Genomic DNA, 25,059 nt, shown 5'->3' on the forward strand with positions numbered 1-25,059 from the left:
ATACGTTGAACCATGAAATCCACCAAATCAAAAACCTTTAAAAACAACCAGTGACAAAGGTTTACGAGAGGTATAAAAATAAATGAAAGTAATTAGCTTCAACATCAACGGTCTTAGAGCCCGCCTTCACCAACTGCAAGCTATTATCGACAAACACCAACCCGACGTGATTGGTCTGCAAGAGATAAAAGTGCACGATGAAGCCTTCCCAATTGCTGATGTTGAAGCAATGGGCTATAAGGTTTACTTCCACGGTCAAAAAGCCCACTACGGTGTGGCAATGTTGTGTAAGCAAGAGCCTATTTCTGTGCAGAAGGGTTTCCCAACAGATAATGAAGACCATCAAAAACGCATGATCATGGCGACGTTTGAAGATGAAAATGGTGAAAAGGTTACCGTGCTAAATGGCTACTTCCCTCAAGGGGATAACATCAAGCATGAAACAAAATACCCGTACAAACGCCAGTTCTATAAAGACTTAATGACTTACTTAAACGATTATCACAACAAAGATGAGCAAGTGATTGTGATGGGCGACATTAATATCAGCCCTATCGACGCAGACATCGGCATTGGTGAACCTAATGCGAAACGTTGGTTAAAAACTGGTAAATGTTCTTTCCAACCAGAAGAGCGCGAATGGTTGAAAACATTGATGGATTGGGGCTTTGTAGACAGCTTCCGCTTGCTGCACCCTGAAGTGAATGATCAATACTCGTGGTTTGATTACCGCTCAAAAGGCTTCGTAGACAACCGCGGCCTGCGTATTGATGTAGTCCTAGCGACTCAAAAGCTTGCTGATAAGTGTACTGAAGCTGGCATCGATTACGAGCTACGCGGCATTGAAAAACCGTCTGATCACGCGCCAATTTGGTCGACGTTCAAGTAACGAGTTAAACAGACACTTTCAATAAAAACGGCGCTCAATGAGCGCCGTTTTGTTAACTATGTAAAATGCAATTAGCTAAGTGGTCTTAGGTAAGCAAGGAAACGTTTCTCTGCGAATTTGAAAATCGCGATGATGATGAACGTTAACGCCATGTAGAACAGACCTGCCGTTAGGAAAGACTCGAATGGAGCGTAGTAACGTGAGTTAACCAAACGTGCTGCACCGGTTAAGTCCATAATGGTTACGATACCCGCTACCGCAGAGCCGTGAAGCATGAAGATGACTTCGTTACTGTAAGCCGGCAATGCGCGACGCAGAGCACTTGGTAAAATGATACGACGGTAAGTCTTCGGTGTACTCATGCCGTAAGCTTTTGCTGCTTCGACTTCACCTTTAGGTAAGCCGTTAATCGCACCACGAATGATCTCTGCGGTATAAGCTGACGTGTTAAGAATGAATGCCACCAAAGCACAGAACCATGCGTTTTCCCATAATGTGTCTTTCACTGGGAAGAATTGGTCCATACCGTAGTAAATCAGGTACAGCTGAACCAGTAATGGCGTACCACGGAAGAAATAGATGAATGACCAAGCCGGAGCATTAATCAGCATATTTGGGCTGTTACGAGCGATAGCTAATGGTATGGCTACGAATAAGCCAATGATCAAAGCAACGCAAACCATCCAAGCCGTTGTCCATAAACCACCAAGGTAAATCGGCAGGCTTTCAATTATCAATGAAAAGTCCATAACTACCTCGCGTGGATACTGAATTTACGTTCAACCAGCTTAAGCAGGCCCGTTGAAACACTGGTGAAGAATAAGAAGATAATCGCCACAGTCATGTAGAAAGTGAATGGCATTTTGGTTGAACCCGCCGCCAGTGCACTAACACGTACCATGTCTTCTAGGCCAATAATCGAAACCAGCGCAGTGGTTTTAAGTAATACCAGCCAGTTGTTACCAAAACCCGGTAGCGCATGACGAATCATCTGCAGTAGCAGTATGCGGTGAAACGCCTTTACAGGGCTCATACCATAAGCTTTTGCCGCTTCCATCTCACCGCTGTCGACAGCCATGATCGCACCACGGAACGTTTCTGCCATATAGGCACCGAAAATAAAACCTATGGTTAAGACACCAGCAACAAATGGGCTGACATCAATATAATCAGGTAGGTAAGAGGTCCATTCGTGGTTAGGATCACTGGATGCAAACCACTCGTTGAGCCACTCGTTGATGGAATACAAACTGTTGTTTAAAAGGATTTGTCCACCAAAGAAAATCAGCATCATCAGTACGAGATCGGGAATGCCTCGAATGACGGTTGTGTAGAGGGTTGCAATAGCACGAGCCCAGCGATAAGGCGCGAGTTTTGCTAAGGCACCTAGCATACCAAGAACCATAGCTAAAATTAGCGACAGCAAGGCAACTTCGATTGTGAGCACCGCCCCTTTCAGGATCGACGCTTCATATCCTTGTAAATCAAACATAATGGATTCCAACAGAACTGCGAAAAAGTTGGTAAGACAGGGAGAGGAGAACCTCTCCCTTAAGAATTGACGCTAAAGATTACTGACCGTATACGTCGTAGTTGAAGTATTTAGCCGCGATATCTTGGTAGATGCCTTTTTCACGTAGTGAAAGGATTGCCGCATCTAATTGCTTAGTCAGATCTTTGTCTTGCTTACGTAGAGCAATACCAAAACCTTCGCCGAACCACTTAGGATCAGTTAGTGATGGGCCAACAAACTCGTAGTCTTCACCACCAGCTTTGTTCAGCACGCCTTCTTCTAGAGCAGATGCATCACCTAGTACAGCAGCAACACGACCGTTTGCTAGATCAAGGTAAGCTTCGTCGAATGAACCGTAACGAACGATCTCTACTGTATCGCCGTAGTTGTCTGTTAGGTATTTATCGTGAGTTGTTGCACGTTGAACTGCAATCTTTTGACCGCTTAGATCATCAAAGTTAAGGCCTGCACCTTTCTTAGCGATGAACTTGTTTGGGATAAGTGCGTATTTACCAGTGAAGTCGATTTTTTTCTTACGCTCTTCCGTGATAGACATTGCCGCGATGATCGCATCATATTTACGAGCAAGTAGAGAAGGAATGATACCATCCCAGTCTTGTGCAACGATCTTACACTGCACCTGCATTTCAGTACAAAGTGCGTTAGCCATATCGACATCGAAGCCTTTCAGTGACCCGTCAGCTTCTGTCCAGCTAAATGGAGGGTAAGCACCTTCAATACCAAAGCGTACTGTTTTCCATTCTTTTGCTTGAGCTACGCCCGTTGCAGCAGTTGCAGCAAGTGCCGCGACTAATAACCACTTTTTCATATCCCTACTCCTGTGATTTAGGTTTTTATGTTTTGCTAGTTTTAATATTGTGTTTGTTGTTGCTTATTAACTTACTTGTTGTGTTTTATTGTTCACACCGTCGCTGTTTACCGTTGGCAACGGCGTTTCAATTCTGATTAGTAAATCGATGAGATAAATTGTTGTAAACGTTCAGATTCAGGTTCCGTAAACAGTTTAGCTGGATCGCCCTGTTCTTCCACTAGACCTTGATGCAGGAACATCACATGGTTTGATACGTCACGAGCAAAAGCCATTTCATGTGTTACCACAAGCATGGTTCTTCCTTCTTCTGCTAGATCTCGCATTACACCAAGTACTTCCCCTACTAACTCAGGGTCAAGTGCTGATGTTGGCTCATCAAACAGCATCACTTCCGGATCAACCGCTAACGCTCGAGCAATTGCCGCTCGTTGTTGTTGTCCACCGGATAAATGACCTGGGTAGTAATCTTTGCGCTCATACAAGCCTACTTTTTTAAGTAGTAGCTCTGCATTTTCAATCGCTTGTGCTTTAGGTACACCTAAGACGTGAACAGGCGCTTCGATAACGTTTTCGAGAACGGTCAGGTGAGACCAAAGATTGAAGCCTTGAAAAACCATCGCTAAGCGAGAACGGATTCGCTGTACTTGTTTTTCGTTGGCAGGAACAGATACGCCTTGGCGGTTGTTTTTCATTTGAATTAATTCGCCATTAACCCAAATCTCGCCTGCAGTTGGTGTCTCTAAAAGGTTGATACATCTAAGGAAAGTACTTTTACCCGACCCTGAAGATCCGATAATCGATACAACATCGCCTTTATGCGCAGAAAGTGAAATTCCCTTTAAAACTTCATTTTGACCAAACGTTTTGTGTAGATCCTTTATGTCCAGCGCTGGTACATCTTTCATGCGCTTTCTCTCCCAAGTTTGTGAAAATGCAAGGTACTCCGACCTTTTCATGCGATACAAACTAGCACCACACGAAACAACATGCAACAAATTATTAACCTGATAAATTGGAATAAATAGCGATTCACTCTGACTTATTATGCAAAAGGTAGCGTTTTCGCCTCAATTTAATGAATGAGTTCTATCAATAAGCTGCAATTACACCCCTTACATTGTTTAAATAAAGTTAATCAAAATGAGATTCTCGTAGCTGGATGTCTCACAAGAAAAACACGTTTTGTGAACTTATAAACATTACTGTCGACAAAATATAGCGCACACATTCAGCACACTGCCCTCACCATAAAGCACAATTATTTTAAGGTTATTACATTGTAAGCATTTCACTCGGAACAGTTGGGAAGCAAGTAATAGTGAAATAACTCAGTAAGAATTGAGTATTGAACTCGAGCCATGACGACAAAGGCTCGAAGAAGATAGGTAAACGTCAATTTGTGAAAACTAATTACACGATTCATCAATGGGAAGTTAATGAATCGCTGCGTTTTGTAGCTTTCTTTCACATATACTCATAAAGTGATCAAGATCAATCACCCTAAAGGGTAAGCTTGTTAGACTCCTCAGCAAAGAATAAGGCATTAAAAATGCCAAACATTTCTTTTAACTTAGCTGCATAAAGCACATCAAAACCGTGCAACATGATGTTAATGAGTTATAACTAAGAAATAACGCAATTACGCGAACTTATAGAATTCAATTTTAGAATTACTAACATAAAATATGAGGAATCTATGTCAGACGTTGTGAACAATGCGAACTCTGAAGTAGAAGAGAAAAGCTATAAAGAGCTACACCGCCCTGCTTCTGAATTTGAGAACCGCTCAGATTATCTAGATCACGAACTTCAAATCATGAAGCCTCGCCGCTTTGGCCTAAACCTTCCTGGCCGTGACTTCCGCTTTGAACTAGAAGACCTTGTTCCTGCACTGGCTGGTACCATTGGTATCATCGCGATGTACTCTGCAGTAATGATGTCTTGGGCTGAAGGCCTAACTCAAGCTTGGGATCACGTAAACCTTGGTAAAGACTTTGCGATTGAAGTCGCTCGTGTAGAAATGCTTATCCCTGCACTGCTGTTCTGTATCCTTGCTTCTGGTTTCTTTAACCCTAAAGCTAACCTTGCCGGTAACCACGGCCCAATGATTCCTCTTATTGGTACCATCGCTCTTGCTGGTGCTCACCCTCTTGCATTGGCAATCCTTATCGGTGTCTTCGGTCTTATCCTAAGCTTCCTAAAAGGTGGGTCTAAACTTGTTAACCTTACCTCTGAAGGTACGGCGGGTGGCTTGCTCATCTTCTTGGGTCTAACCGGTACAATGAGCCAAATCAACTCAATTCAAGCTTGGGCTGTTGGTCTTCAGTCTGACACTGTCGCTGCTGGTAGCATGGGTTACATCGGTTTGATTGTTCTAGCCGTTACCATCGGTCTATATGCATTCCTTGCTAAAGTGAACAAGCGTTGGTTAGCAATCCCTGTTTGTGCTTTCACTGGTCTAGCTATTGCTCTAGTACTTGGTGCTGGTTTCGATATCAAATTCGTAACTGAAACAGGCATTCCAAACCTAAACCCAATCTACTGGTGGGGTTCTACTGAAGAAGGTTGGATGCTTGGTTTACCAAACGTTGAGCACTTCATCGCTTCTCTACCATTTGCAATCCTAGCAGTAGCAATGTGGTCACCTGACTTCCTAGGTCACCGTATCTTCCAAGAACTGAACTACCCTAAAAAGTCTGAAAAAGTACTGATGGACGTAGACGACACAATGACTATGTGTTCAGTTCGTCAAATGGTAGGTACAGCAGTTGGTGGGGGTAACATCACTTCATCTTGGGGTACTTACATGATCCCAGCGGCTATCGCGAAACGTCCAATCCCTGGCGGCGCAATCTTGCTTGGCTCTCTATGTATTATTGTTGCGATTCTTGGCTTCCCAATGGACGTAGCAGTATGGCCACCAGTGATGCGTGTTGCGCTACTTGTAGGTGTATCTCTACCTCTACTTGAAGCGGGTATGCAGATGGTTAAAGATTCAAAAGACTCTCAAGCAGCTGGTATCTGTATCTTCGGTTCAGCGGTTGTTAACCCAGTATTAGCATGGGCACTGACTATGCTTCTAGATAATAACGGTCTAATTGGTGATAAAGAGCGTGCGAAGCGTCTATCATTTGTAGATAAGATTGTTATCCCAGTTGGCGTTTTAGTTATCTGTCTAGTAGCAATGCTTGCAGTTGGTATGCTAGAAAGTCAATATGGCCTAAAAGCTTGGCTATAATGGTCCTTACTACACAAAAGTAGTATTAGGATTAAAAAAAAGTTTGGGTGGCAACCCCTGCCACTCAAATTTTTTCAACTTTTTTTGGCATTTATTGATTTAGTTTAAGGTTTGCAGAAATTTTTTAGCGTAGTCTTGAATTCATAGAGTAAAGACAACATATAAAAGGTAGTGACAATATATATAACCATATGACGCTTATATGCTCATATATATTGTTATTAATAAGAGTGTACTACCCTTACGAGGGGCGCTGGCTCAACAGTGTTAATGTACGTATTTTTTCTACTAAAAAGGTAGGTATGTCATGGCAGAGCAATTTGCTAAAGCTTGGGAAGATTTTGCTGCAGGTGAGTGGCAAAGCGAAGTAAACGTTCGTGATTTCATTCAAAAGAACTACACGCCGTATGAAGGCGACGAATCTTTCCTAGTTTCTGAGGGTACTGAAGCAACTAACAAGCTTTGGTCTTCGGTAATGGAAGGTATCAAACAGGAAAACGCAACTAAAGCACCTGTAGATTTCGATACTTCTGTTATCTCTACCATTACTGCTCACGATGCAGGTTACATTGAGAAAGATCTTGAGACTATCGTTGGTCTACAAACTGAGAAGCCACTAAAACGTGCAATCATCCCTAACGGTGGTGTGCGTATGGTTGAAGGTTCTTGTAAAGCATACGGTGAAACTCTTGACCCAATGGTTTCAAAAATCTACTCAGAATACCGCAAAACACACAATGCTGGCGTTTTCGATATCTACACTCCTGATATCCTAAAATGTCGTAAGTCTGGTGTTCTGACTGGTCTTCCTGATGCTTACGGCCGTGGTCGTATCATTGGTGACTACCGTCGTGTTGCACTTTACGGTATTGATTTCCTAATGAAAGACAAGCAAGCTCAATTTGCTTCTCTTCAAGAGCAATTCGAAAACGGTGAAAACCTAGCAGAAACAATGCAACTGCGTGAAGAGATCTCTGAGCAACATCGTGCTCTAGGTCAAATCAAGCAAATGGCTGAGAAATACGGTTTCGATATCTCTGAGCCAGCTCAAACAGCTCAAGAAGCTATCCAGTGGACTTACTTCGGCTACCTAGCTGCTGTTAAATCTCAAAACGGTGCTGCAATGTCTCTAGGTCGTACTTCGACTTTCCTAGACATCTACATCGAGCGTGATATCGCTGCTGGCAAGATCACTGAAGAACAAGCACAAGAAATGATCGACCACTTCGTAATGAAACTGCGTATGGTTCGTTTCCTACGTACTCCTGAGTACGATGAGCTGTTCTCTGGCGACCCAATCTGGGCAACAGAGTCTATGGGTGGTATGGGTATCGACGGTCGTACGCTAGTAACGCGTTCGAACTTCCGTTTCCTAAACTCTCTATACACTATGGGTCCTTCTCCAGAGCCAAACATCACTGTTCTTTGGTCTGAGCAACTACCTGACGGCTTCAAGCGTTTCTGTGCGAAGGTATCTATCGATACTTCTTCTATCCAGTACGAAAATGATGACCTAATGCGTCCTGACCTAGAGTCTGATGATTACGCTATCGCTTGTTGTGTATCTCCAATGATCGTTGGTAAGCAAATGCAGTTCTTCGGTGCTCGTGCTAACCTTGCGAAAACAATGCTTTACGCAATCAACGGCGGTGTGGACGAGAAACTTAAGATGCAAGTTGGTCCTGTTTCAGACAAGATCACTGACGAAGTTCTTAACTACGATGACGTAATGGGTCGCCTAGACACATTCATGGACTGGTTAGCTAAGCAATACGTGACTGCACTAAACAGCATTCACTACATGCACGACAAGTACAGCTACGAAGCGTCTCTAATGGCTCTTCATGACCGTGACGTTCGTCGTACTATGGCTTGTGGTATCGCTGGTCTATCTGTTGCAGCTGACTCACTATCTGCAATCAAGTTCGCGACTGTTAAACCAATCCGCGACGAAGATGGCATCGCAACTGACTTCGAAATCGAAGGCGATTACCCTAAATACGGTAACAACGACTCTCGTGTAGATGATATTGCTTGTGAACTAGTTTCTACGTTCATGAACAAGATCCGTAAGCTTAAGACTTACCGTAACTCTATCCCTACACAGTCAGTTCTTACTATCACGTCTAACGTGGTTTACGGTAAGAAAACAGGTAACACTCCAGACGGTCGTCGTGCTGGCGCTCCTTTCGCTCCTGGTGCAAACCCAATGCACGGTCGTGATGAGAAAGGCGCTGTAGCTTCACTAACGTCTGTAGGTAAACTACCGTTTGCTGACGCACAAGATGGTATCTCTTACACGTTCTCTATCGTGCCAAACGCACTAGGTAAAGAACAAGACAGCCAACGTGCTAACCTTGCAGGCCTAATGGATGGTTACTTCCACCACGAAGCTGGCATTGAAGGTGGTCAACACCTTAACGTTAACGTTCTTAACCGCGAAACTCTTGAAGACGCAGTTAAGCACCCTGAGAAATACCCTCAGCTAACAATCCGTGTATCTGGTTACGCTGTTCGCTTTAACTCTCTAACTGCAGAGCAACAAGCTGACGTAATCGCACGTACATTTACTGAGTCTCTATAAGCTCACGCTCAATAGACAGTAAATAATATTAGCCTCGCCAATGTGCGGGGCTTTTTTATATCTGAAATAAATCGCACTACACTCACCTATCCCGCGAAATGTTAGGTTGAGCAAAAAAGCACCCTGCCATTCACTTTTTTTCCACAAATTCTGTCAAATTACGGTAATATCGCGGTTCATAATTTAAGAGTAACTGCTCCATGAAATACCTGCGTTGTTTACCCCTGATTCTTCTCTCTTTCTCATCTTTAGCCTCTGAGCGTTCTACGTTAACTTTTGCTTTAGATAATGATGGTATTTTTGGTGTCGACCAAGACTATACCAACGGCTTATTTCTGGGTTACACATCATCAAGTATTACGCCATATAACTGGGTAAAACCATTGAGTCTTTCCTACTGGGGCGCAAGCTCTCTAGACAAGTGGGAAATCACCATTGGCCACAAGATGTATACGCCTTCTGACATTGAGTTAGAAACGCCATCGCCTAATGATCGCCCATACGCAGGTTACCTTCACACTGAATTCAATTACATCAGCTTAAACCCACAGCAAGCCCAGCGTTTTAATATCACGTTTGGTACTACGGGCGAACGTGCACTGTCTGAAGATGCTCAAAAGCTGGTTCACTCAATCACTAAGTCGGATGAGCCGATGGGTTGGGAATACCAAGTCGATGATGAATGGGCGGGAAGCGTTGGTTACCTAAGCCATTTCAACCTAATGCGTAATCAAGCTCTTGCGAATACTGACTACGAAATCTCTAACGTTTCTGAAATCAACGTCGGTAACTTTAGAAGTGACATTTCAACGGGCTTCATGTTTCGTTGGGGTACAGACTTAGGCGGTAACTTTGGTGCAGCTAACATCACCACAGAAAACCCATTCAAACCGGGCATGATCGGCGCATCAAACGCTGGTTGGTTTACCTATGCAGGCCTCGAAGGTCGCTACCGATTCAACGACCTGACTATCGAAGGCGATCGCTCAGGTGTTGATGAGTACGCTAATAAAAACAACGAAGATCCAGCGATCTACGATGTGACTTTAGAGAACATTCAAGCAACTGCTGTATTGGGTGTCGCTTGGTATAACCGATACGTTGGTGCCTCTTTCGCGCTAACCGCAAAAACACCGGATTACGAAGAAGCGAAAGAGTCAGTGTACACCACTGGCGGTATCACAATGTTTGCTTTCTTCTAGCCACCAGTAAGGGCTTTCGTCCTTTACTTTTCAAGTTTAATAAAGGCAATCATCTTCACAGGTGGTTGCCTTTATTTTTAAAGGTCTCGTTACCATTTGACCCTATTTTATGTACCGTTTTTGTAATAAAATAAACGGTATAAATTCCTCTACGAGAATAGCTCATGTCTACAACTGGTCGCATTCACTCATTCGAATCTTGTGGTACTGTCGATGGCCCTGGTATCCGCTTTATTGTGTTTCTTCAAGGCTGCTTAATGCGTTGTATGTACTGTCATAACCGTGATACATGGGATCTTCATGACGGAAAGGAAGTAACGGTCGAAGAGATCATCAACGAAGCAAAATCATACCGTCATTTCATGAAAGCATCGGGCGGTGGTATCACCTGTTCTGGTGGTGAAGCGATGCTACAACCTGAGTTTGTTCGTGACTTTTTCCGCGCAGCTCAAGCTGAAGGCATCCACACTTGTCTTGATACTAATGGCTACATTCGTAAGCACACTGAAGTGGTTGATGAAGTCCTAGAAGCCTCTGATCTAGTTATGTTGGATCTTAAGCACATGCGAGATGAGATTCACCACGATTTCATTGGTGTATCAAACAGACGTACTCTGGATTTCGCACGCTACTTACACAAAATCGGTAAGAAGACGTGGATTCGTTATGTGATTGTCCCTGGCTACACGGACACACCTGAAGATGCTCATCTGCTAGGCGAATTCATCAAAGACATGGATAACATCGAGAAAGTAGAGCTGCTTCCATACCATAAGCTGGGTGCACATAAGTGGGAAGCACTTGGTTTTGACTACCCTCTTGAAGGTACAAATCCGCCAAGCAAAGAGAAAATGGATGAGATTGTTGCTGTTCTTAGCCAGTATCATTCAAACGTAAAATACTAATACTGCAGACGATGCTCAACCTCTATTTTAAACGCCTCAATTTCGATTGGGGCGTTTTCTTTTCTAGCGCTAACTATCCTTTCACTTTTCTTTACAACTTTTGTTTATCAATTAAAAAAATCATATTAAATCCGTGTTGAGATCATGTTTCCACGCGTAGGAATGCTGTTACTCTTACTGCAACAAAAGAATATAACATTTAGTTTTTTAGTGAGGCTCATCCCATGGAAATGACCAATGCTCAGCGTCTAATTCTATCAAATCAATACTACCTAATGTCTCAAATGAACCCTGAGAACTCGGCGAAATACCAGCGTCTACAAACGATTGTAGAACGTGGTTACGAACTCCAAATGCGTGAACTTAACAAAGAGTTTGGTTGTTTGACTGAAGCAGAATGTCGCGAAATTATCGACATCATGGAGATGTACCATGCAATGCAAGAGTCGAACAAAATGCTTGCAGAACAAGAGCGTGCTGAAGTAGACCAACGTCGCCTGCAGTTCTTAGGTTTTGATATCGCTTCTGAAGCGCAGATCGTACACTACGTGCGTTTCCTTGTTGATTCTGAAGGTCTTTACCCTCAATTCGACAAAGCCGATCACCACTTCAATAGCCAGATGCCAATGCTAGAGAAGTACCGTCGCATGCTAACAACATGGCGCAACTGCCCTCGTCAGTACCACCTATGTGCGACAGAGCTATCTCAAATCTTTAGCGCTTAATTCGTTAATAGATCTGCGATAACTTTTAAAAAGTTTCAAGAAAAAGGGTTACTCATCATGAGTAACCCTTTTTTTAATGTTCGCACACAAAGAGAAAAACCAAAGCAACTAGAAAACGTAAGCAACACCAACGTTCGCGGCCATGTTGATACCACTTTCAAGTATTGGGCTATTCTCTATATCACCTTCAAGGTTGGTATAACGAACGCCACCAGTTACTCGAACATTTGGCGTAACATGCAGATAGCCACTATTTTGAACCCATTATTCTTCACTACATCTACCTATTTATTGAGCAATTTTTGATAACTTCGCGCATTATATGGTACTCCATTCCAAAAATCAATAGAGCCCAGTTATATATCTAATGCACATAAATCCATTGTGAGTATTGTTAAGCGACCTAAAATCTCAAAACAAACGGCCAGATCCCCTCGAATGTAAAATAATTTGATTCTACGCGCCTCAAGTTGCCTATTGCGCTCGCCACGTTTTTCACACGCAAAATTGTAAATAAATACATAATTGTTAAGCAAAATTGTGGAAGCGGGTCTAACCTTAAAATGTAGGGAGAGCCTATTTTTCAATCGCTCGTCAGTTTTGACTGGTTAACAAGGGGAATGTGACTATGAGTATCTTTGACCACTATCAATCACGTTATGAAGCAGCCAAGGAAGAAGAGCTGACATTGCAGGAGTTCTTAGGGCTGTGTAAAGACGATAAAAGTGCTTACGCTAATGCTGCCGAGCGCTTATTACTAGCCATTGGCGAACCAGAGGTTATTGACACTGCTCAAGACCCTCAACTGAGTCGTATTTTCTCGAACCGTGTCATCTCACGCTACAGCGAATTTAAAGATTTCTACGGTATGGAAGATGCGATTGAACAGATTGTTTCTTACTTAAAACATGCTGCGCAAGGTTTAGAAGAACGTAAACAAATCCTTTACCTACTTGGCCCTGTGGGCGGAGGTAAATCTTCTCTCGCTGAAAAACTCAAAGCCCTGATGCAGAAACTACCAATCTATGTATTGTCTGCTGACGGTGAACGAAGCCCAGTAAACGATCACCCATTCTGTCTATTCGACGTTAACGAAGACGGCGACTTATTGAAGAATGAATATGGCATTGAGAAACGCTATCTTCGCTCAATTATGTCTCCGTGGGCAGCAAAACGTCTGCACGATTTTGGCGGTGATATTTCCAAATTCAAAGTCATCAAACTGCGCCCTTCTATTCTCGATCAAGTTGCGATCGCGAAAACGGAGCCAGGTGATGAAAACAACCAAGATATCTCGTCTCTGGTTGGTAAAGTTGATATTCGTAAACTTGAACACTTCTCTCAAGATGATCCTGATGCCTACAGCTACTCTGGTGCGCTTTGTAAAGCCAACCAAGGTGTGATGGAATTCGTGGAGATGTTCAAAGCGCCAATCAAAGTATTACACCCTCTACTTACGGCAACACAAGAAGGTAACTTCAACGGTACCGAAGGGCTTTCTGCACTGCCATTTGACGGTATGATTCTCGCTCACTCGAACGAATCTGAGTGGCAGACCTTCCGTAACAACAAAAACAACGAAGCATTCCTCGACCGTGTGTACATTGTAAAAGTCCCTTACTGTCTGCGTGTGTCTGAAGAAGTTAAGATCTACAAGAAACTGCTTGAGCACAGTGAGCTATCCCAAGCGCCTTGCTCACCAAGCACACTCGATCTGCTATCGCAATTCAGCATTCTTTCGAGACTAAAAGAGCCTGAAAACTCATCTCTATTCTCTAAGATGCGTGTTTACGATGGTGAGACTCTAAAAGACACCGATCCAAAAGCGAAGAGCTACCAAGAGTACCGAGATTATGCTGGCGTTGACGAAGGCATGTCTGGGCTATCAACGCGTTTCGCCTTTAAGATCCTGTCTCGTGTGTTTAACTTCGACCAAGCCGAAGTGGCCGCGAACCCAGTGCACCTGTTCTACGTTATTGAGCAGCAAATCGAACGGGAGCAGTTCCCTCAAGAGACCGCCGAGAAGTACCTAGAGTTCTTGAAAGGATACCTAGTGCCACGCTACGTAGAGTTCATCGGTAAAGAAATTCAAACCGCTTATCTAGAGTCTTACTCTGAGTACGGTCAGAATATCTTCGACCGCTATGTCACCTACGCAGATTTCTGGATTCAAGACCAAGAGTACCGCGACCCAGAAACAGGCCAACTATTTGACCGTGCTTCTCTGAATGGCGAACTAGAGAAAATCGAGAAGACAGCCGGTATCAGTAACCCTAAAGACTTCCGAAATGAGATTGTGAACTTTGTGCTTCGTGCCAAAGCCAACAATAACGGTCAAAACCCAGTGTGGACGAGCTACGAGAAACTGCGCACTGTGATTGAGAAGAAAATGTTCTCTAACACAGAAGAGCTACTTCCTGTTATTTCGTTCAATGCTAAGACCTCAACGGATGATCAGAAAAAACATGACGACTTCGTTGCTCGTATGATGGAAAAAGGCTACACCGAGAAGCAAGTGAGACTGCTATCTGAGTGGTACCTAAGAGTTCGTAAATCCTCATAACTAAACGGTATTGAGCTGCTCAACTGAGCAGCTCGTATAAACCAATAACTTTTATACCTTAGTAAATCAATAACTCTTATACCCGAATAAAAAGTAGGATCGCGACATCAGCTGAGAGGGAGTTCTTATGGCACAATTTATCGATCGGAGGCTCAATGGCAAAAATAAGAGTGCTGTGAATAGACAGCGTTTCTTACGACGCCATAAAGAGCAAATCAAAGAATCTGTGGCCGATGCAGTTAACCGACGCTCAATCACCAATACAGAAACAGGTGAAGACGTCACTATTCCCCATAAAGACATCAAAGAGCCGAACTTTCACCAAGGTCAAGGCGGCGTAAGAGAGCGCGTTCACCCAGGTAATGATCAGTTCATCACTGGCGATAAAATCGAACGCCCTAAAGGTGGTGGTCAAGGTGGTGGCTCAGGCCAAGGCGACGCAAGCCCTGATGGCGAAGGCCAAGATGAATTTACCTTCCAAATTTCAAAAGATGAGTATCTTGATATTCTCTTTGAAGATTTAGCTCTACCTAATCTAGAGAAAAATCAGGTCAACAAAATCACCGAATGGAAAACTCACCGCTCTGGTTACCAAAGCGCGGGGATTCCATCCAACATCGCTATCGTTCGTTCACTACAGCAATCTCTGGCTCGTAGAACCGCGATGACAGCAGGTAAAAAGCGCGAGCTTAACCTACTGATGGAACAGCTTGACCAAGTTAAAATGACGGAGCCGGCACAACCTTTTGAGGAAGGTCGCCTCAAAGAAGAGATTGCCGAGTTACGTAAAAAGATTGAAAGCGTGCCGTTCATTGACACCTTCGACTTACGTTTTAAAAACTACGAGAAGCGCCCTATTCCATCTAGCCAAGCCGTGATGTTCTGTCTAATGGATGTATCGGGCTCTATGGATCAGGCCACAAAAGATATTGCGAAGCGCTTTTATGTTCTTCTGTATCTGTTCTTAAATCGCACCTACGAAAACGTCGATGTTGTGTTTATTCGTCACCATACTCAGGCTAAAGAGGTCGACGAACATGAGTTTTTCTACTCACAAGAAACGGGTGGCACCATTGTTTCAAGCGCACTGAAACTGATGAAGGAAATTGTCGCAGACCGCTACCCTGCTAATGAGTGGAACATCTATGCAGCACAAGCCTCTGATGGCGATAACTGGGCTGATGACTCGCCTCGTTGTAAAGAGCTGTTGGTCAACACGCTTCTGCCAACTTGTCAGTATTACTCTTATATCGAAATTACACGCCGCTCTCACCAAACGCTTTGGCACGAGTATGAGAAGTTAGAAGCAAGCTTTGACAACTTCGCCATGAAAAACATTAAAACGGTGGATGATATTTTTCCTGTGTTTAGAGAACTGTTCCAGAAAGAGACAGCGTAAGGGAGTTTGCCATGACAGCGAAATCAAACGTTGCAGAGAAAAACAAAGCTGCAAAAAAGAAAAACGACAAGATGCTGCCTGATGGTCCAGATTGGACGTTCAACCTCTTGGAGAAATACCACGTAGAAATCAAACGTGTTGCGCAGCATTACCGTTTAGATACTTACCCAAACCAGATTGAAGTGATTACTTCAGAACAGATGATGGATGCCTACTCGAGCATTGGTATGCCTATCAATTACAACCACTGGTCTTTTGGTAAGAAATTCATTCAAACCGAGCAAAACTACAAGCATGGCCAAATGGGCTTGGCATACGAAATCGTAATCAACTCCGATCCGTGTATCGCTTACCTGATGGAAGAGAACACGGTCACAATGCAGGCGCTGGTAATGGCTCACGCTTGTTATGGCCACAACTCTTTCTTTAAAGGCAACTACCTGTTCCAAACATGGACCGATGCCAGTTCCATCATCGATTACTTGTTGTTTGCTAAGAAGTACATCAGTGGTTGTGAAGAGAAATATGGTGTTGCTGAAGTCGAGCAGCTCCTTGATTCTTGTCACGCACTGATGAATTACGGCGTAGACCGATACAAACGCCCTGAGAAGATTTCCATTGCAGAAGAGACAGCAAGACAAGAAGAACGCGAAGCTTATCTGCAATCTCAAGTGAATGAGCTATGGCGAACCGTTCCTCAAAATAAAAGTAAGGAAGAAGAGACCAAGATCCGCTTTCCTAGCGAGCCTCAAGAAAACATTCTCTACTTTATCGAGAAGAACGCACCACTGCTTGAACCTTGGCAACGAGAGTGTGTTCGCATCGTTCGCAAAGTGAGCCAATACTTCTACCCTCAAAAACAAACTCAAGTGATGAACGAAGGCTGGGCAACCTTCTGGCATTACACCATTCTTAACCACCTTTACGACGAAGGCTTGGTGAGTGATAAGTTCATCTTAGAATTCCTACACAGCCATACCAGTGTCGTCGCACAACCTGCCTACAACAGTCCTTATTTCAGCGGGATAAACCCTTATGCGCTTGGCTTTGCGATGTTTAGAGACATCCGACGCATCTGTGAAGAGCCAACCGATGAAGATAGAGAGTGGTTCCCTGAGTTAGCCGGAAGTGATTGGTTAGAAGCGGTGCACTTTGCGATGCACAACTTCAAAGATGAAAGTTTCATCAGTCAATACCTTTCTCCAAAAATCATTCGAGACTTTAAGCTGTTCTCTGTACTCGACGACGACCGTAAAAATACCATTGAGGTGAGTGCTATTCATGATGATCCGGGCTATCGCCTGATTCGTGAGAAGCTTGCGGCGCAATACAACCTAAGTAACCTTGAACCAAACATTCAGGTGTTTAATGTCGATGTTCGTGGTGACCGCTCAATGACACTGCAATATGTGCCTCACGACCGCATCCCGCTTGATAAAGGCTACGACGAAGTGATGAAGCATCTCTATCGCTTGTGGGGCTTTGATGTGATTTTGGAAGAGCTCAAAGACACGGGTCATCGAGAAATCCTGACGACTTGTCCGAAACGCAATGACTATGGAGCCAAGATTTAATACCCATCATAGTAAGTAGATTATGGGTATAAAACTCCGCTCCCCCTACAACATAGTGGTCACCCGCTCGGAAGTGGAGCAATAAAAAAGCGCATAAGTCTGATGACTTATGCGCTTTCTTTTTAAGGCTCGAACTAAATAAGCTTAAACAATCGGCTTTTGACCGCGTTCAATCAGCTTCATCAGCACGCTGTCTGCAGATTTACCTGCCACGCCAGCTAGCTTGTCTGACAGCTTTTTCTTCTGTACGTAGTGGATCGCTAGAACCGTTTTGTCCTTACATGCCGCTACGACTAAGTCATCAGAAGTGCTGATCTCATCCACCAGTCCAAGTTCATGTGCTTGTGTACCAAACCAATGTTCACCCGTTGCTACTTTTTCAAGATCTAACGCAGGACGATGGTCACGGATGAAGCCTTTGAATAGGCCATGTGTCTCTTCTAGCTCTTCTTTAAACTTCTCACGTGCTTTATCGCTGTTCTCACCAAACATAGTAAGCGTGCGTTTGTACTCACCCGCCGTTAGCTGCTCGAACTCAATATCGTGCTTTTTAAGTAGTTTGTTGAAGTTTGGCAGTTGAGCGATAACACCAATAGAGCCAACAATAGCAAACGGTGCAGATACAATTTTGTCTGCGATACATGCCATCATGTAACCGCCGCTTGCCGCCACTTTGTCTACCGAGATAGTCAGAGGCAAACCTGCCGCTTTGATACGATCAAGTTGAGAAGACGCTAAACCATAGCCGTGAACCATGCCACCGCCAGATTCAAGCTTAAGTAAGACTTCATCGCCTTCACGAGCCACAGCCAGAACCGCCGTTACCTCTTCACGCAATGAAGCCACTTCTTTCGCATCAATGCTGCCGTTAAAATCAAGAACGAATAGATGTGGTTCACGCTTGCTATCAAGCTCACCCTCTTTCGCTGCTTTCTTCACTTCTTTACCGCGTGATTTTACTTTCTCTTTTTCCGCTTTCTTTTCTGCTTTATCACGGGCTTTGATGAAAGCATCATCGTGTAGATGGTGCTCTAATTGTTCAATCGTCTGTTTATGGTGTTCAGATAGGTTCGTGATTTCCAGCTCACCTTTAATCGCGCTTGATTTTCCACCCACAGATTTAGCAATGACTAAAATTGCAATGATGGCGATTACAACGGTCGCAATCTTGGCTAAAAACAAGCCGTAGTCCAACAAAAATTCCAATGTCATATCCCCTATTGTATGAATTAGTGTATTGTAACCATCTTGTCACGATTACCAAGAATTTCTCATCATTCCTGCGGTTATCTGTGTGATTAAACATCAATGGAATGACGAACATAATAAAAGAAAGAAGGATAAGCACAGTGGATTACCCAATCTCTACAGATGCCCTCAAAGATAAAGTAATTTTGGTTACAGGTGCCGGTGCTGGCATTGGTCGCCAAGCAGCACTAAGCTTCGCTCAACATGGTGCAACTGTCATTCTGTTAGGCCGCAATGTTAAAAACCTTGAATTCATTTACGATGAAATCGAAAGTGCTGGTTACCCACAGCCTGCGATCATCCCATTGGATCTAAAAGGCGCGACAAAGCAGAACTACATTGATATGGCTGAAACCATTGAGTCACAGTTCGGTCGTTTAGATGGCCTACTTCATAACGCTGGCGTTCTCGGTACTCTGAGCCCGTTTGAGCAGATTGATGAAGAGACTTTTGATGATGTTATGCAGATCAATGTAAAGTCTGAGTTTTTGATGACTCAAGCACTACTGCCTGCACTAAAGAAAGCAGAAGCGGGTCGTATCGTATTTACCTCTTCAACGGTTGGTCACTCTGGTCGTGCATTCTGGGGCACTTACGCAATTTCTAAGTTTGCTACCGAAGGCATGATGCAAATCCTAGCGGACGAGCTTGAAGACACAAATATCCGTGTTAACGCAATCAACCCAGGTGGCACTCAAACACGTATGCGTGCAAAAGCGTACCCTGGAGAAGATGCGAATAAGCTAAAAACGCCACTCGACATCATCCCGCTGTACCTACACTTAATGAACCCAAGTGTGACAGACATTAATGGCCAATGTATTGATGCTCAACCTAAGTAGTTGATATTATAACCAATAGTAAAAAGTCGCTTTAATAGCGGCTTTTTTTGTATCTAAATCAAGCACCTAAAACTTAGTTCCTTTGATTTTCATCATTTTGCTTTGCATCTTTTTCATTGTTAAATATACTGTATGAATATACAGGTATTTAATTGTGCATGAACTCATAAAAAACTTACAAGACCGCCAGCTAATCTGGAAAGGGCTACAATCAACAACGCTAGGAAGTACCACTTCTACAGGCTATCCGCAATTGGATAAACAGCTTGATGGTGGCTTTCCGACACACGGCGTTATTGAAGTTGAATCACAGCAAGGGATCGGTGAACTTCGCCTTCTTACGCCCTATTTAGCTCAACAAAACTCTCAAAAACTGGCCATATTCATTAACCCGCCAGGGAAGATTTGTGCCGAGTTTTTTAGCAACCAAGGCATTGAATTAGAGAACATTCTCATTATCCAGCCGCAACGTGAGCTCGATGCGTTGTGGGCGGCTGAGCAGTGCCTCAAAAGCGGCGCTTGTCACTCTGTATTATTATGGGGAGCCGACCTCGAAACCCACCAGACCAAGCGCCTACAAGCAGCCAGTGAAACCGGTAAGTGCCTGCAGTTTCACTTTAAAGCCACCAGCCATAATCAACTATCCCTACCTGTTTCTTTGAGCATGAAGCTGTCTTCTCACGCCCAAGGATTGAAGGTAGAGGTAACAAAAAGAAAAGGCAGTTGGTCATATGGCAGCTTTATTCTAGACATGACACACAACTGGCCGTTACTCACAGAGAAAGTCGTTTATGAAGACAGTTCAGACCGCGCTTTGTCTGGTAACACTGTGCTGGCTTTTCCTATTGCGAAGCAAGGCTAGCGTATGTTGTGGCTTTATATTCACTTTCCATCTCTGCAGCTGGATACCTTGTTTAACTCTAATGAATTGGGTTCGAGCGAAGACTCACGCGAACAACCTATTATCATCGTGGATGAAAAAGATCACCGAGTACTGCAAGCAAACCCAGTTGCGTTGCAATCGGGAATTTCACTTGGTACGGGCTTAGGATCTGCGGCGGCGCTGTGTCACAACTTACACGTCCACCCTTACAGTATTGAACTGGAGAAAAGTAAGCTCAAAGAGATCGCTCAATGGGCGTATTTGGTCACTTCCGACATGGCGTTATTGCCACCTAATGGTTTGTTGATTAAAGCCTCTAACATGCTGTCACTTTACGACGGGCTAGATAACTACTGGCATGAGCTCAAAAGCCACTTAGAAACGCTCAATATCCAGTTCAGCTTCGCTACGGGTTATTCGCCGCTTTCTGCGATCCTTTTGGGTAAGCAAGCGATCAACCAAGCAACAAACAATATTGAGCAGATGAAAACTTGGGTCAATCAACAAGCATTGAATTCCAGTGAGCTACCGACCAAGCAAGTTGAACGCCTGAACCGTGTCGGTATCAACATCGTTGAAGATCTATTAAAGCTGCCTTTGCAAGAGGTCGCACGCCGCTTTGATATCGACTTGGTCAATTATATCGGTCGCCTAAACGGCCAGTTCAAGCACCCAATTGATTTCTATCACCCACCAGAGAATTTCCAGCAATATTTGGAGCTGTTGTTTGATATTGAAAACATCCTATTTATCGAAAAGCCGTTGCTGAAATTACTAAATCAACTCGAGTGTTTTTTGAAGCTACGCGACCGAGTGGCTTTCGAGTTAACACTGACTTTGCATCTAAGAGATAAAGACGACCACCCTGTCTCTTTTTATTCGGCACAAGGTGATTACCTTGCTGGAAAATGGGCGAACCTTACCCATCTAACTTTAGAATCACTAAAGCTCACAGCACCGGTTCAGGGCCTAACCCTCAGCTTGATTCGTCATGGAGAACCGCAAATGGCCTACCATGATCTTTTTGATGGCAATACCGGAACACTTGCTGCGCTAGACCTGCTTTCACTGTTACAAGCGAAGCTTGGGCAGGCCAGTATTCAAACACCGAAAATACAGCATGACCCAAGGCCAGAAAAAGCCAATCAGTACTCGATCCCAACACTGAGTAAATCTGTGTCAAAGAGTAAAACTCCCTCAGAGTTCGAGCAACAAACCACAGATCTCAGCGTCAATCAGCAGCGACTCAGGCCCAGTATTTTGCTGCCGGAGCCAGAAGCCTTAACCGAGAAAATTACCTTATCTCAGGGCCCTGAACGTATTGTTTCTGGCTGGTGGGATGGCGAGAAAATCATTCGTGACTACTTTATTGCTCACAGTGAAAACGGTCGATGGCTATGGGTATTCAGAACACCCGATAAACAGTGGTTCTTGCACGGTTTGTTCAGTTAGTAAGGCAGTTTGGTAAGTCGTTCTTGCCACTTGTCCCATTTAAACGCCCCTTTTTCAATCATGTTTACTCACAATGATTAAGTGAGATTACGTTATGTCTCAGCAGTACTCAGAGCTTTTCTGCCAAAGTAATTACTCCTTTCTTGAGGGAGCTTCACACGCGGAAGAGCTGGTTTTACAGGCCGACTTTTTACGTTACAAAGCACTCGCGGTCACTGATGAGTGCTCGGTCGCGGGTATCGTTAAGGTTCACTCTGCAATCAAGCAACACAAACTGTCGCTCAAGCAGATTGTCGGAAGCATGTTTTGGTTAAATGAAGAGTGCCAAGTTGTCTTGTTATGTCCAAATAGACAAGCCTATGCCGAACTGTGCCGTATTATTACCAACGCTAGACGTCGTAGCAGCAAGGGACATTATCAGCTCTCTGAGTGGGATATCATGTCGGCTAGGCACTGCTTCATCCTGTGGTTGCCTCAACAGAAAAATGAAGACGCACATTGGGGACAGTGGCTTTCTCAGCACCACTCAGGTCGGTTATGGATTGGCTTACAACGACACCTGAAACAGACCGATCAACAGTACATTGATTACTGCGTTGTTCTGTCACAACATCACCAACTGCCTATTACAGCTTGCGGTGGCGTGTTGATGCACAATGCTAACCGCCTGCCCTTACAGCACTCACTCACTGCGATTAAATACCAAAAGCCAATAACCGAAGTGGGAAGCCATCTGTTGGCGAATGCCGAGCGCTGTTTACGAAGCATCAATAAGCTCTCTCATATATTCAAAGCTGAGTGGCTGGAAGAGAGCAACCGAATTTCTGAGCTGTGTGAATTTGATTTAGGTAGCCTACGCTACGAATACCCAAGTGAACTGATTCCTCAGGGTGAGACACCCATGAGTTATCTGCGCATGTTGGTCGAGAAAGGGAAACAGGCTCGCTTTCCACAAGGTGTGCCTAATGACATTCAACAAATCATAGATAAAGAACTCGGGCTGATTGGTGAGCTCAACTACCCTTTCTTCTTTCTCACCATTCATGACATCGTGATGTTTGCCAAAAGCCAAGACATTCTTTATCAAGGTCGAGGTTCAGCGGCCAATTCTGTAGTCTGTTACTGCCTAGAAATCACCTCTGTCGATCCAAGACAAATCTCGGTGCTGTTTGAACGCTTCATTAGTAAAGAGCGTGATGAGCCGCCTGATATTGATGTCGACTTTGAACACGAACGACGTGAAGAAGTCATCCAATACATCTACAAAAAATACGGTAGAGAACGGGCTGCGCTTGCCGCAACGGTTATTTCTTATCGCTTTAAAAGCGCGGTAAGGGATGTCGGAAAAGCATTAGGGCTGCAAGAAACCCAGCTTGATTACTTCATTAAGAACACCAATCGCAGAGACAAGAGCCTAGGTTGGCAGGCTCAGCTCACCCAATTAGGGCTGCAACCAGACTCTTTGAAGGGACAACAGTTTATCCATTTGGTGAATGAGATTATCGGCTTTCCACGTCATCTGTCTCAGCATGTGGGCGGCTTTGTGATCTCTTCTGGGCCCTTGTATGAATTGGTTCCCGTCGAGAATGCCGCGATGCACGATCGAACCATTATCCAATGGGATAAGGATGATCTAGAAACCTTAGGCTTGCTGAAAGTTGATGTGCTCGCGTTGGGTATGCTCTCTGCGATTCGTAAATGTTTCGACCTGATCAAACGTATTCACGGGCGATCACTGACCATTGCTGAGATCACTCGCCTTAAGGATGATCCTCAGGTTTACGGCATGATTCAACGGGCAGACACGGTCGGGATATTCCAAATTGAGTCACGTGCGCAAATGAGCATGCTGCCAAGGCTGAAACCGAAAACTTATTACGACTTGGTGATTCAAATCGCTATCGTACGCCCAGGTCCTATTCAGGGCGATATGGTGCATCCATTTCTCAAGCGTCGAGATGGCATTGAGCCAATCAGTTATCCATCTAAAGACGTGGAATCAGTACTGTCGCGTACCTTAGGTGTACCTATCTTCCAAGAGCAAGTGATTAAACTCGCGATGGTGGCTGCAGGGTTCACTGGTGGTGAAGCAGATCAACTCAGACGCGCAATGGCCGCTTGGAAGAAAAATGGCAACGTCTTTAAGTTTAAAAACAAACTCATCGAGGGAATGCAAAAGCGCGGCTATGAGACAGAGTTTGCCGAACAGATCTTTAAACAGATATGCGGCTTCGGCGAGTACGGATTTCCGGAAAGCCACTCGGCTTCGTTTGCGGTGTTAGCGTATTGCTCAGCTTGGTTGAAATGCTACTACCCTGAATGTTTCTACGCTTCTTTGTTGAACAGCCAACCCATGGGCTTTTATAGCCCATCACAGTTGGTACAAGATGCACAGCGACATAATGTGGTGATACTTCCGGTATGTGTGAACGCTTCTCAAAACGACCACACGGTTGTCTCTCATCAGAATGGTCTAGCGATTCGCTTAGGGCTGCGACAAATCAAAGGGTTCAGCGAGCATGGGATTCAAAGCGTGATCGCCAATCGTCCACCATCCGGTTATCGCCACCCTAGCCAGGTGAAACAGTTATCGATGAATAAGAAAGATATCGAGCTACTGGCATCGGCCAATGCGCTACATAACGTCTCTGGAGACCGCTTCCAAACTCGCTGGGCGATAATGGATTCCGCGTCTGATCTACCTCTGTTTAGCCAGGTCTATGACGATACTGAGGATGAGCATGGCGAACACACACTGCACAAGCCCAACGAAATGCAAGATCTACTCGAAGACTTCACCAGTGTCGGAGTTTCACTGAACAAGCATCCAATCACTTTGCTCGAAGAAGCGGGACGATTAGGTCGATTCACACACATGAAAGATTTAATACAACAAAGACACAAATCGATGGTCACCGTTGTCGGATTAGTCACAGGAAAACAATCTCCCGGAACCGCGGCAGGTGTCACCTTTGTCACACTAGAAGATAGCACTGGTAATATTAATGTCGTGGTATGGGGAGCAACCGCGCGCGCTCAACAGCAAGCCTACCTCACAGCCAAGGCGTTAAAAGTACAAGGGATATTAGAAAAAGAAGGAGAGGTCGTGCATGTTATCGCGGGGAAACTTATCGATATTACCGATGAAATTGTTGGTTTGAAAACCAAATCACGAGATTTTCATTAACGATTCAAATCGCCCTACCAGAA

18 protein-coding genes and 1 pseudogene are annotated in these 25,059 nt (G+C 44.3%); 13 read left to right on the forward strand and 6 right to left on the reverse strand.

The features are described from left to right. Positions 1 to 82: 82 nt before the first annotated feature. Positions 83 to 889, forward strand: coding sequence for an exodeoxyribonuclease III (gene xthA / locus F0229_RS00790; protein WP_010437369.1), 807 nt, complete (start codon positions 83 to 85; stop codon positions 887 to 889). A gap of 71 nt (positions 890 to 960) precedes the next feature. Here xthA and F0229_RS00795 read toward each other — a convergent pair whose 3' ends face one another. From F0229_RS00795 to F0229_RS00810, 4 genes are all read right to left on the reverse strand, one after another. Continuing rightward, positions 961 to 1,638 (reverse strand): ABC transporter permease, encoded by a 678-nt coding sequence (locus tag F0229_RS00795; RefSeq protein WP_017062123.1) that lies wholly within the window; start codon positions 1,636 to 1,638, stop codon positions 961 to 963. 2 nt (positions 1,639 to 1,640) lie between these two features. Continuing rightward, the gene (locus F0229_RS00800; RefSeq protein WP_171732054.1) at positions 1,641 to 2,381 is read right to left on the reverse strand and encodes an ABC transporter permease; all 741 of its coding nucleotides are present in this window, start codon (positions 2,379 to 2,381) and stop codon (positions 1,641 to 1,643) included. 79 nt (positions 2,382 to 2,460) lie between these two features. Continuing rightward, positions 2,461 to 3,231: an ABC transporter substrate-binding protein gene (locus F0229_RS00805; RefSeq protein ID WP_010437364.1), complete on the reverse strand. Its 771-nt coding sequence runs from the start codon at positions 3,229 to 3,231 to the stop codon at positions 2,461 to 2,463. A gap of 137 nt (positions 3,232 to 3,368) precedes the next feature. Further along, the gene (locus F0229_RS00810) at positions 3,369 to 4,139 is read right to left on the reverse strand and encodes an ABC transporter ATP-binding protein (protein WP_004736532.1); all 771 of its coding nucleotides are present in this window, start codon (positions 4,137 to 4,139) and stop codon (positions 3,369 to 3,371) included. Positions 4,140 to 4,930: 791 nt separating this feature from the next. Here F0229_RS00810 and F0229_RS00815 point away from each other — a divergent pair. The 5 genes from F0229_RS00815 (at position 4,931) to F0229_RS00835 (ending at position 11,888) form a co-directional block, all read left to right on the forward strand. Further along, positions 4,931 to 6,472 carry a DUF3360 family protein gene (locus F0229_RS00815; protein WP_008220142.1) on the forward strand — a complete coding sequence of 514 codons (1,542 nt, stop codon included), beginning with the start codon at positions 4,931 to 4,933 and terminating at the stop codon, positions 6,470 to 6,472. Positions 6,473 to 6,779: 307 nt separating this feature from the next. After that, on the forward strand, positions 6,780 to 9,056 hold the full coding sequence (gene pflB, locus F0229_RS00820; RefSeq protein ID WP_017066931.1) for a formate C-acetyltransferase: 2,277 nt from the start codon (positions 6,780 to 6,782) through the stop codon (positions 9,054 to 9,056). A gap of 200 nt (positions 9,057 to 9,256) precedes the next feature. Continuing rightward, positions 9,257 to 10,258 carry a lipid A deacylase LpxR family protein gene (locus F0229_RS00825; RefSeq protein ID WP_017062129.1) on the forward strand — a complete coding sequence of 334 codons (1,002 nt, stop codon included), beginning with the start codon at positions 9,257 to 9,259 and terminating at the stop codon, positions 10,256 to 10,258. 164 nt (positions 10,259 to 10,422) lie between these two features. Continuing rightward, positions 10,423 to 11,163, forward strand: a complete 741-nt coding sequence (pflA, locus tag F0229_RS00830) for a pyruvate formate lyase 1-activating protein (protein ID WP_010437353.1) — start codon at positions 10,423 to 10,425, stop codon at positions 11,161 to 11,163. Between the two features lie 224 nt (positions 11,164 to 11,387). Next, positions 11,388 to 11,888 (forward strand): YfbU family protein, encoded by a 501-nt coding sequence (locus tag F0229_RS00835; protein WP_017070032.1) that lies wholly within the window; start codon positions 11,388 to 11,390, stop codon positions 11,886 to 11,888. Positions 11,889 to 11,996: 108 nt separating this feature from the next. On the opposite strand, the pseudogene F0229_RS00840 reads toward F0229_RS00835, so the two are convergent. Next, positions 11,997 to 12,137, reverse strand: a pseudogene (locus F0229_RS00840) (MipA/OmpV family protein); the annotation flags it as partial. A 379-nt stretch (positions 12,138 to 12,516) separates the two neighbouring features. Here F0229_RS00840 and F0229_RS00845 point away from each other — a divergent pair. From F0229_RS00845 to F0229_RS00855, 3 genes are all read left to right on the forward strand, one after another. Next, entirely contained in the window at positions 12,517 to 14,451 is a 1,935-nt protein-coding gene (locus F0229_RS00845; protein ID WP_017062132.1) for a PrkA family serine protein kinase, read from the forward strand. A 127-nt stretch (positions 14,452 to 14,578) separates the two neighbouring features. Beyond that, positions 14,579 to 15,850, forward strand: a complete 1,272-nt coding sequence (locus F0229_RS00850) for a YeaH/YhbH family protein (protein WP_171732055.1) — start codon at positions 14,579 to 14,581, stop codon at positions 15,848 to 15,850. Positions 15,851 to 15,861: 11 nt separating this feature from the next. Then, positions 15,862 to 17,424 carry a SpoVR family protein gene (locus F0229_RS00855; RefSeq protein WP_017062134.1) on the forward strand — a complete coding sequence of 521 codons (1,563 nt, stop codon included), beginning with the start codon at positions 15,862 to 15,864 and terminating at the stop codon, positions 17,422 to 17,424. Between the two features lie 144 nt (positions 17,425 to 17,568). On the opposite strand, the gene sohB is transcribed toward F0229_RS00855, so the two are convergent. Then, positions 17,569 to 18,636, reverse strand: a complete 1,068-nt coding sequence (sohB, locus tag F0229_RS00860; RefSeq protein ID WP_171732056.1) for a protease SohB — start codon at positions 18,634 to 18,636, stop codon at positions 17,569 to 17,571. A gap of 137 nt (positions 18,637 to 18,773) precedes the next feature. Here sohB and F0229_RS00865 point away from each other — a divergent pair, with 137 nt between their 5' ends. The 4 genes from F0229_RS00865 (at position 18,774) to F0229_RS00880 (ending at position 25,036) form a co-directional block, all read left to right on the forward strand. Then, positions 18,774 to 19,514: a YciK family oxidoreductase gene (locus F0229_RS00865; RefSeq protein ID WP_017629695.1), complete on the forward strand. Its 741-nt coding sequence runs from the start codon at positions 18,774 to 18,776 to the stop codon at positions 19,512 to 19,514. A 154-nt stretch (positions 19,515 to 19,668) separates the two neighbouring features. Beyond that, a complete protein-coding gene (gene imuA / locus F0229_RS00870) occupies positions 19,669 to 20,376 on the forward strand; it encodes a translesion DNA synthesis-associated protein ImuA (protein ID WP_171732057.1) in 708 nt (235 codons plus the stop codon). A 3-nt stretch (positions 20,377 to 20,379) separates the two neighbouring features. After that, positions 20,380 to 21,849 carry a DNA polymerase Y family protein gene (locus F0229_RS00875; RefSeq protein ID WP_171732058.1) on the forward strand — a complete coding sequence of 490 codons (1,470 nt, stop codon included), beginning with the start codon at positions 20,380 to 20,382 and terminating at the stop codon, positions 21,847 to 21,849. 94 nt (positions 21,850 to 21,943) lie between these two features. Further along, positions 21,944 to 25,036 (forward strand): error-prone DNA polymerase, encoded by a 3,093-nt coding sequence (locus F0229_RS00880; RefSeq protein WP_171732059.1) that lies wholly within the window; start codon positions 21,944 to 21,946, stop codon positions 25,034 to 25,036. Positions 25,037 to 25,059: the final 23 nt, after the last annotated feature.

The organism is Vibrio sp. AIC-3 (assembly GCF_013114515.1).
Lineage (GTDB): Bacteria > Pseudomonadota > Gammaproteobacteria > Enterobacterales > Vibrionaceae > Vibrio > Vibrio crassostreae_C.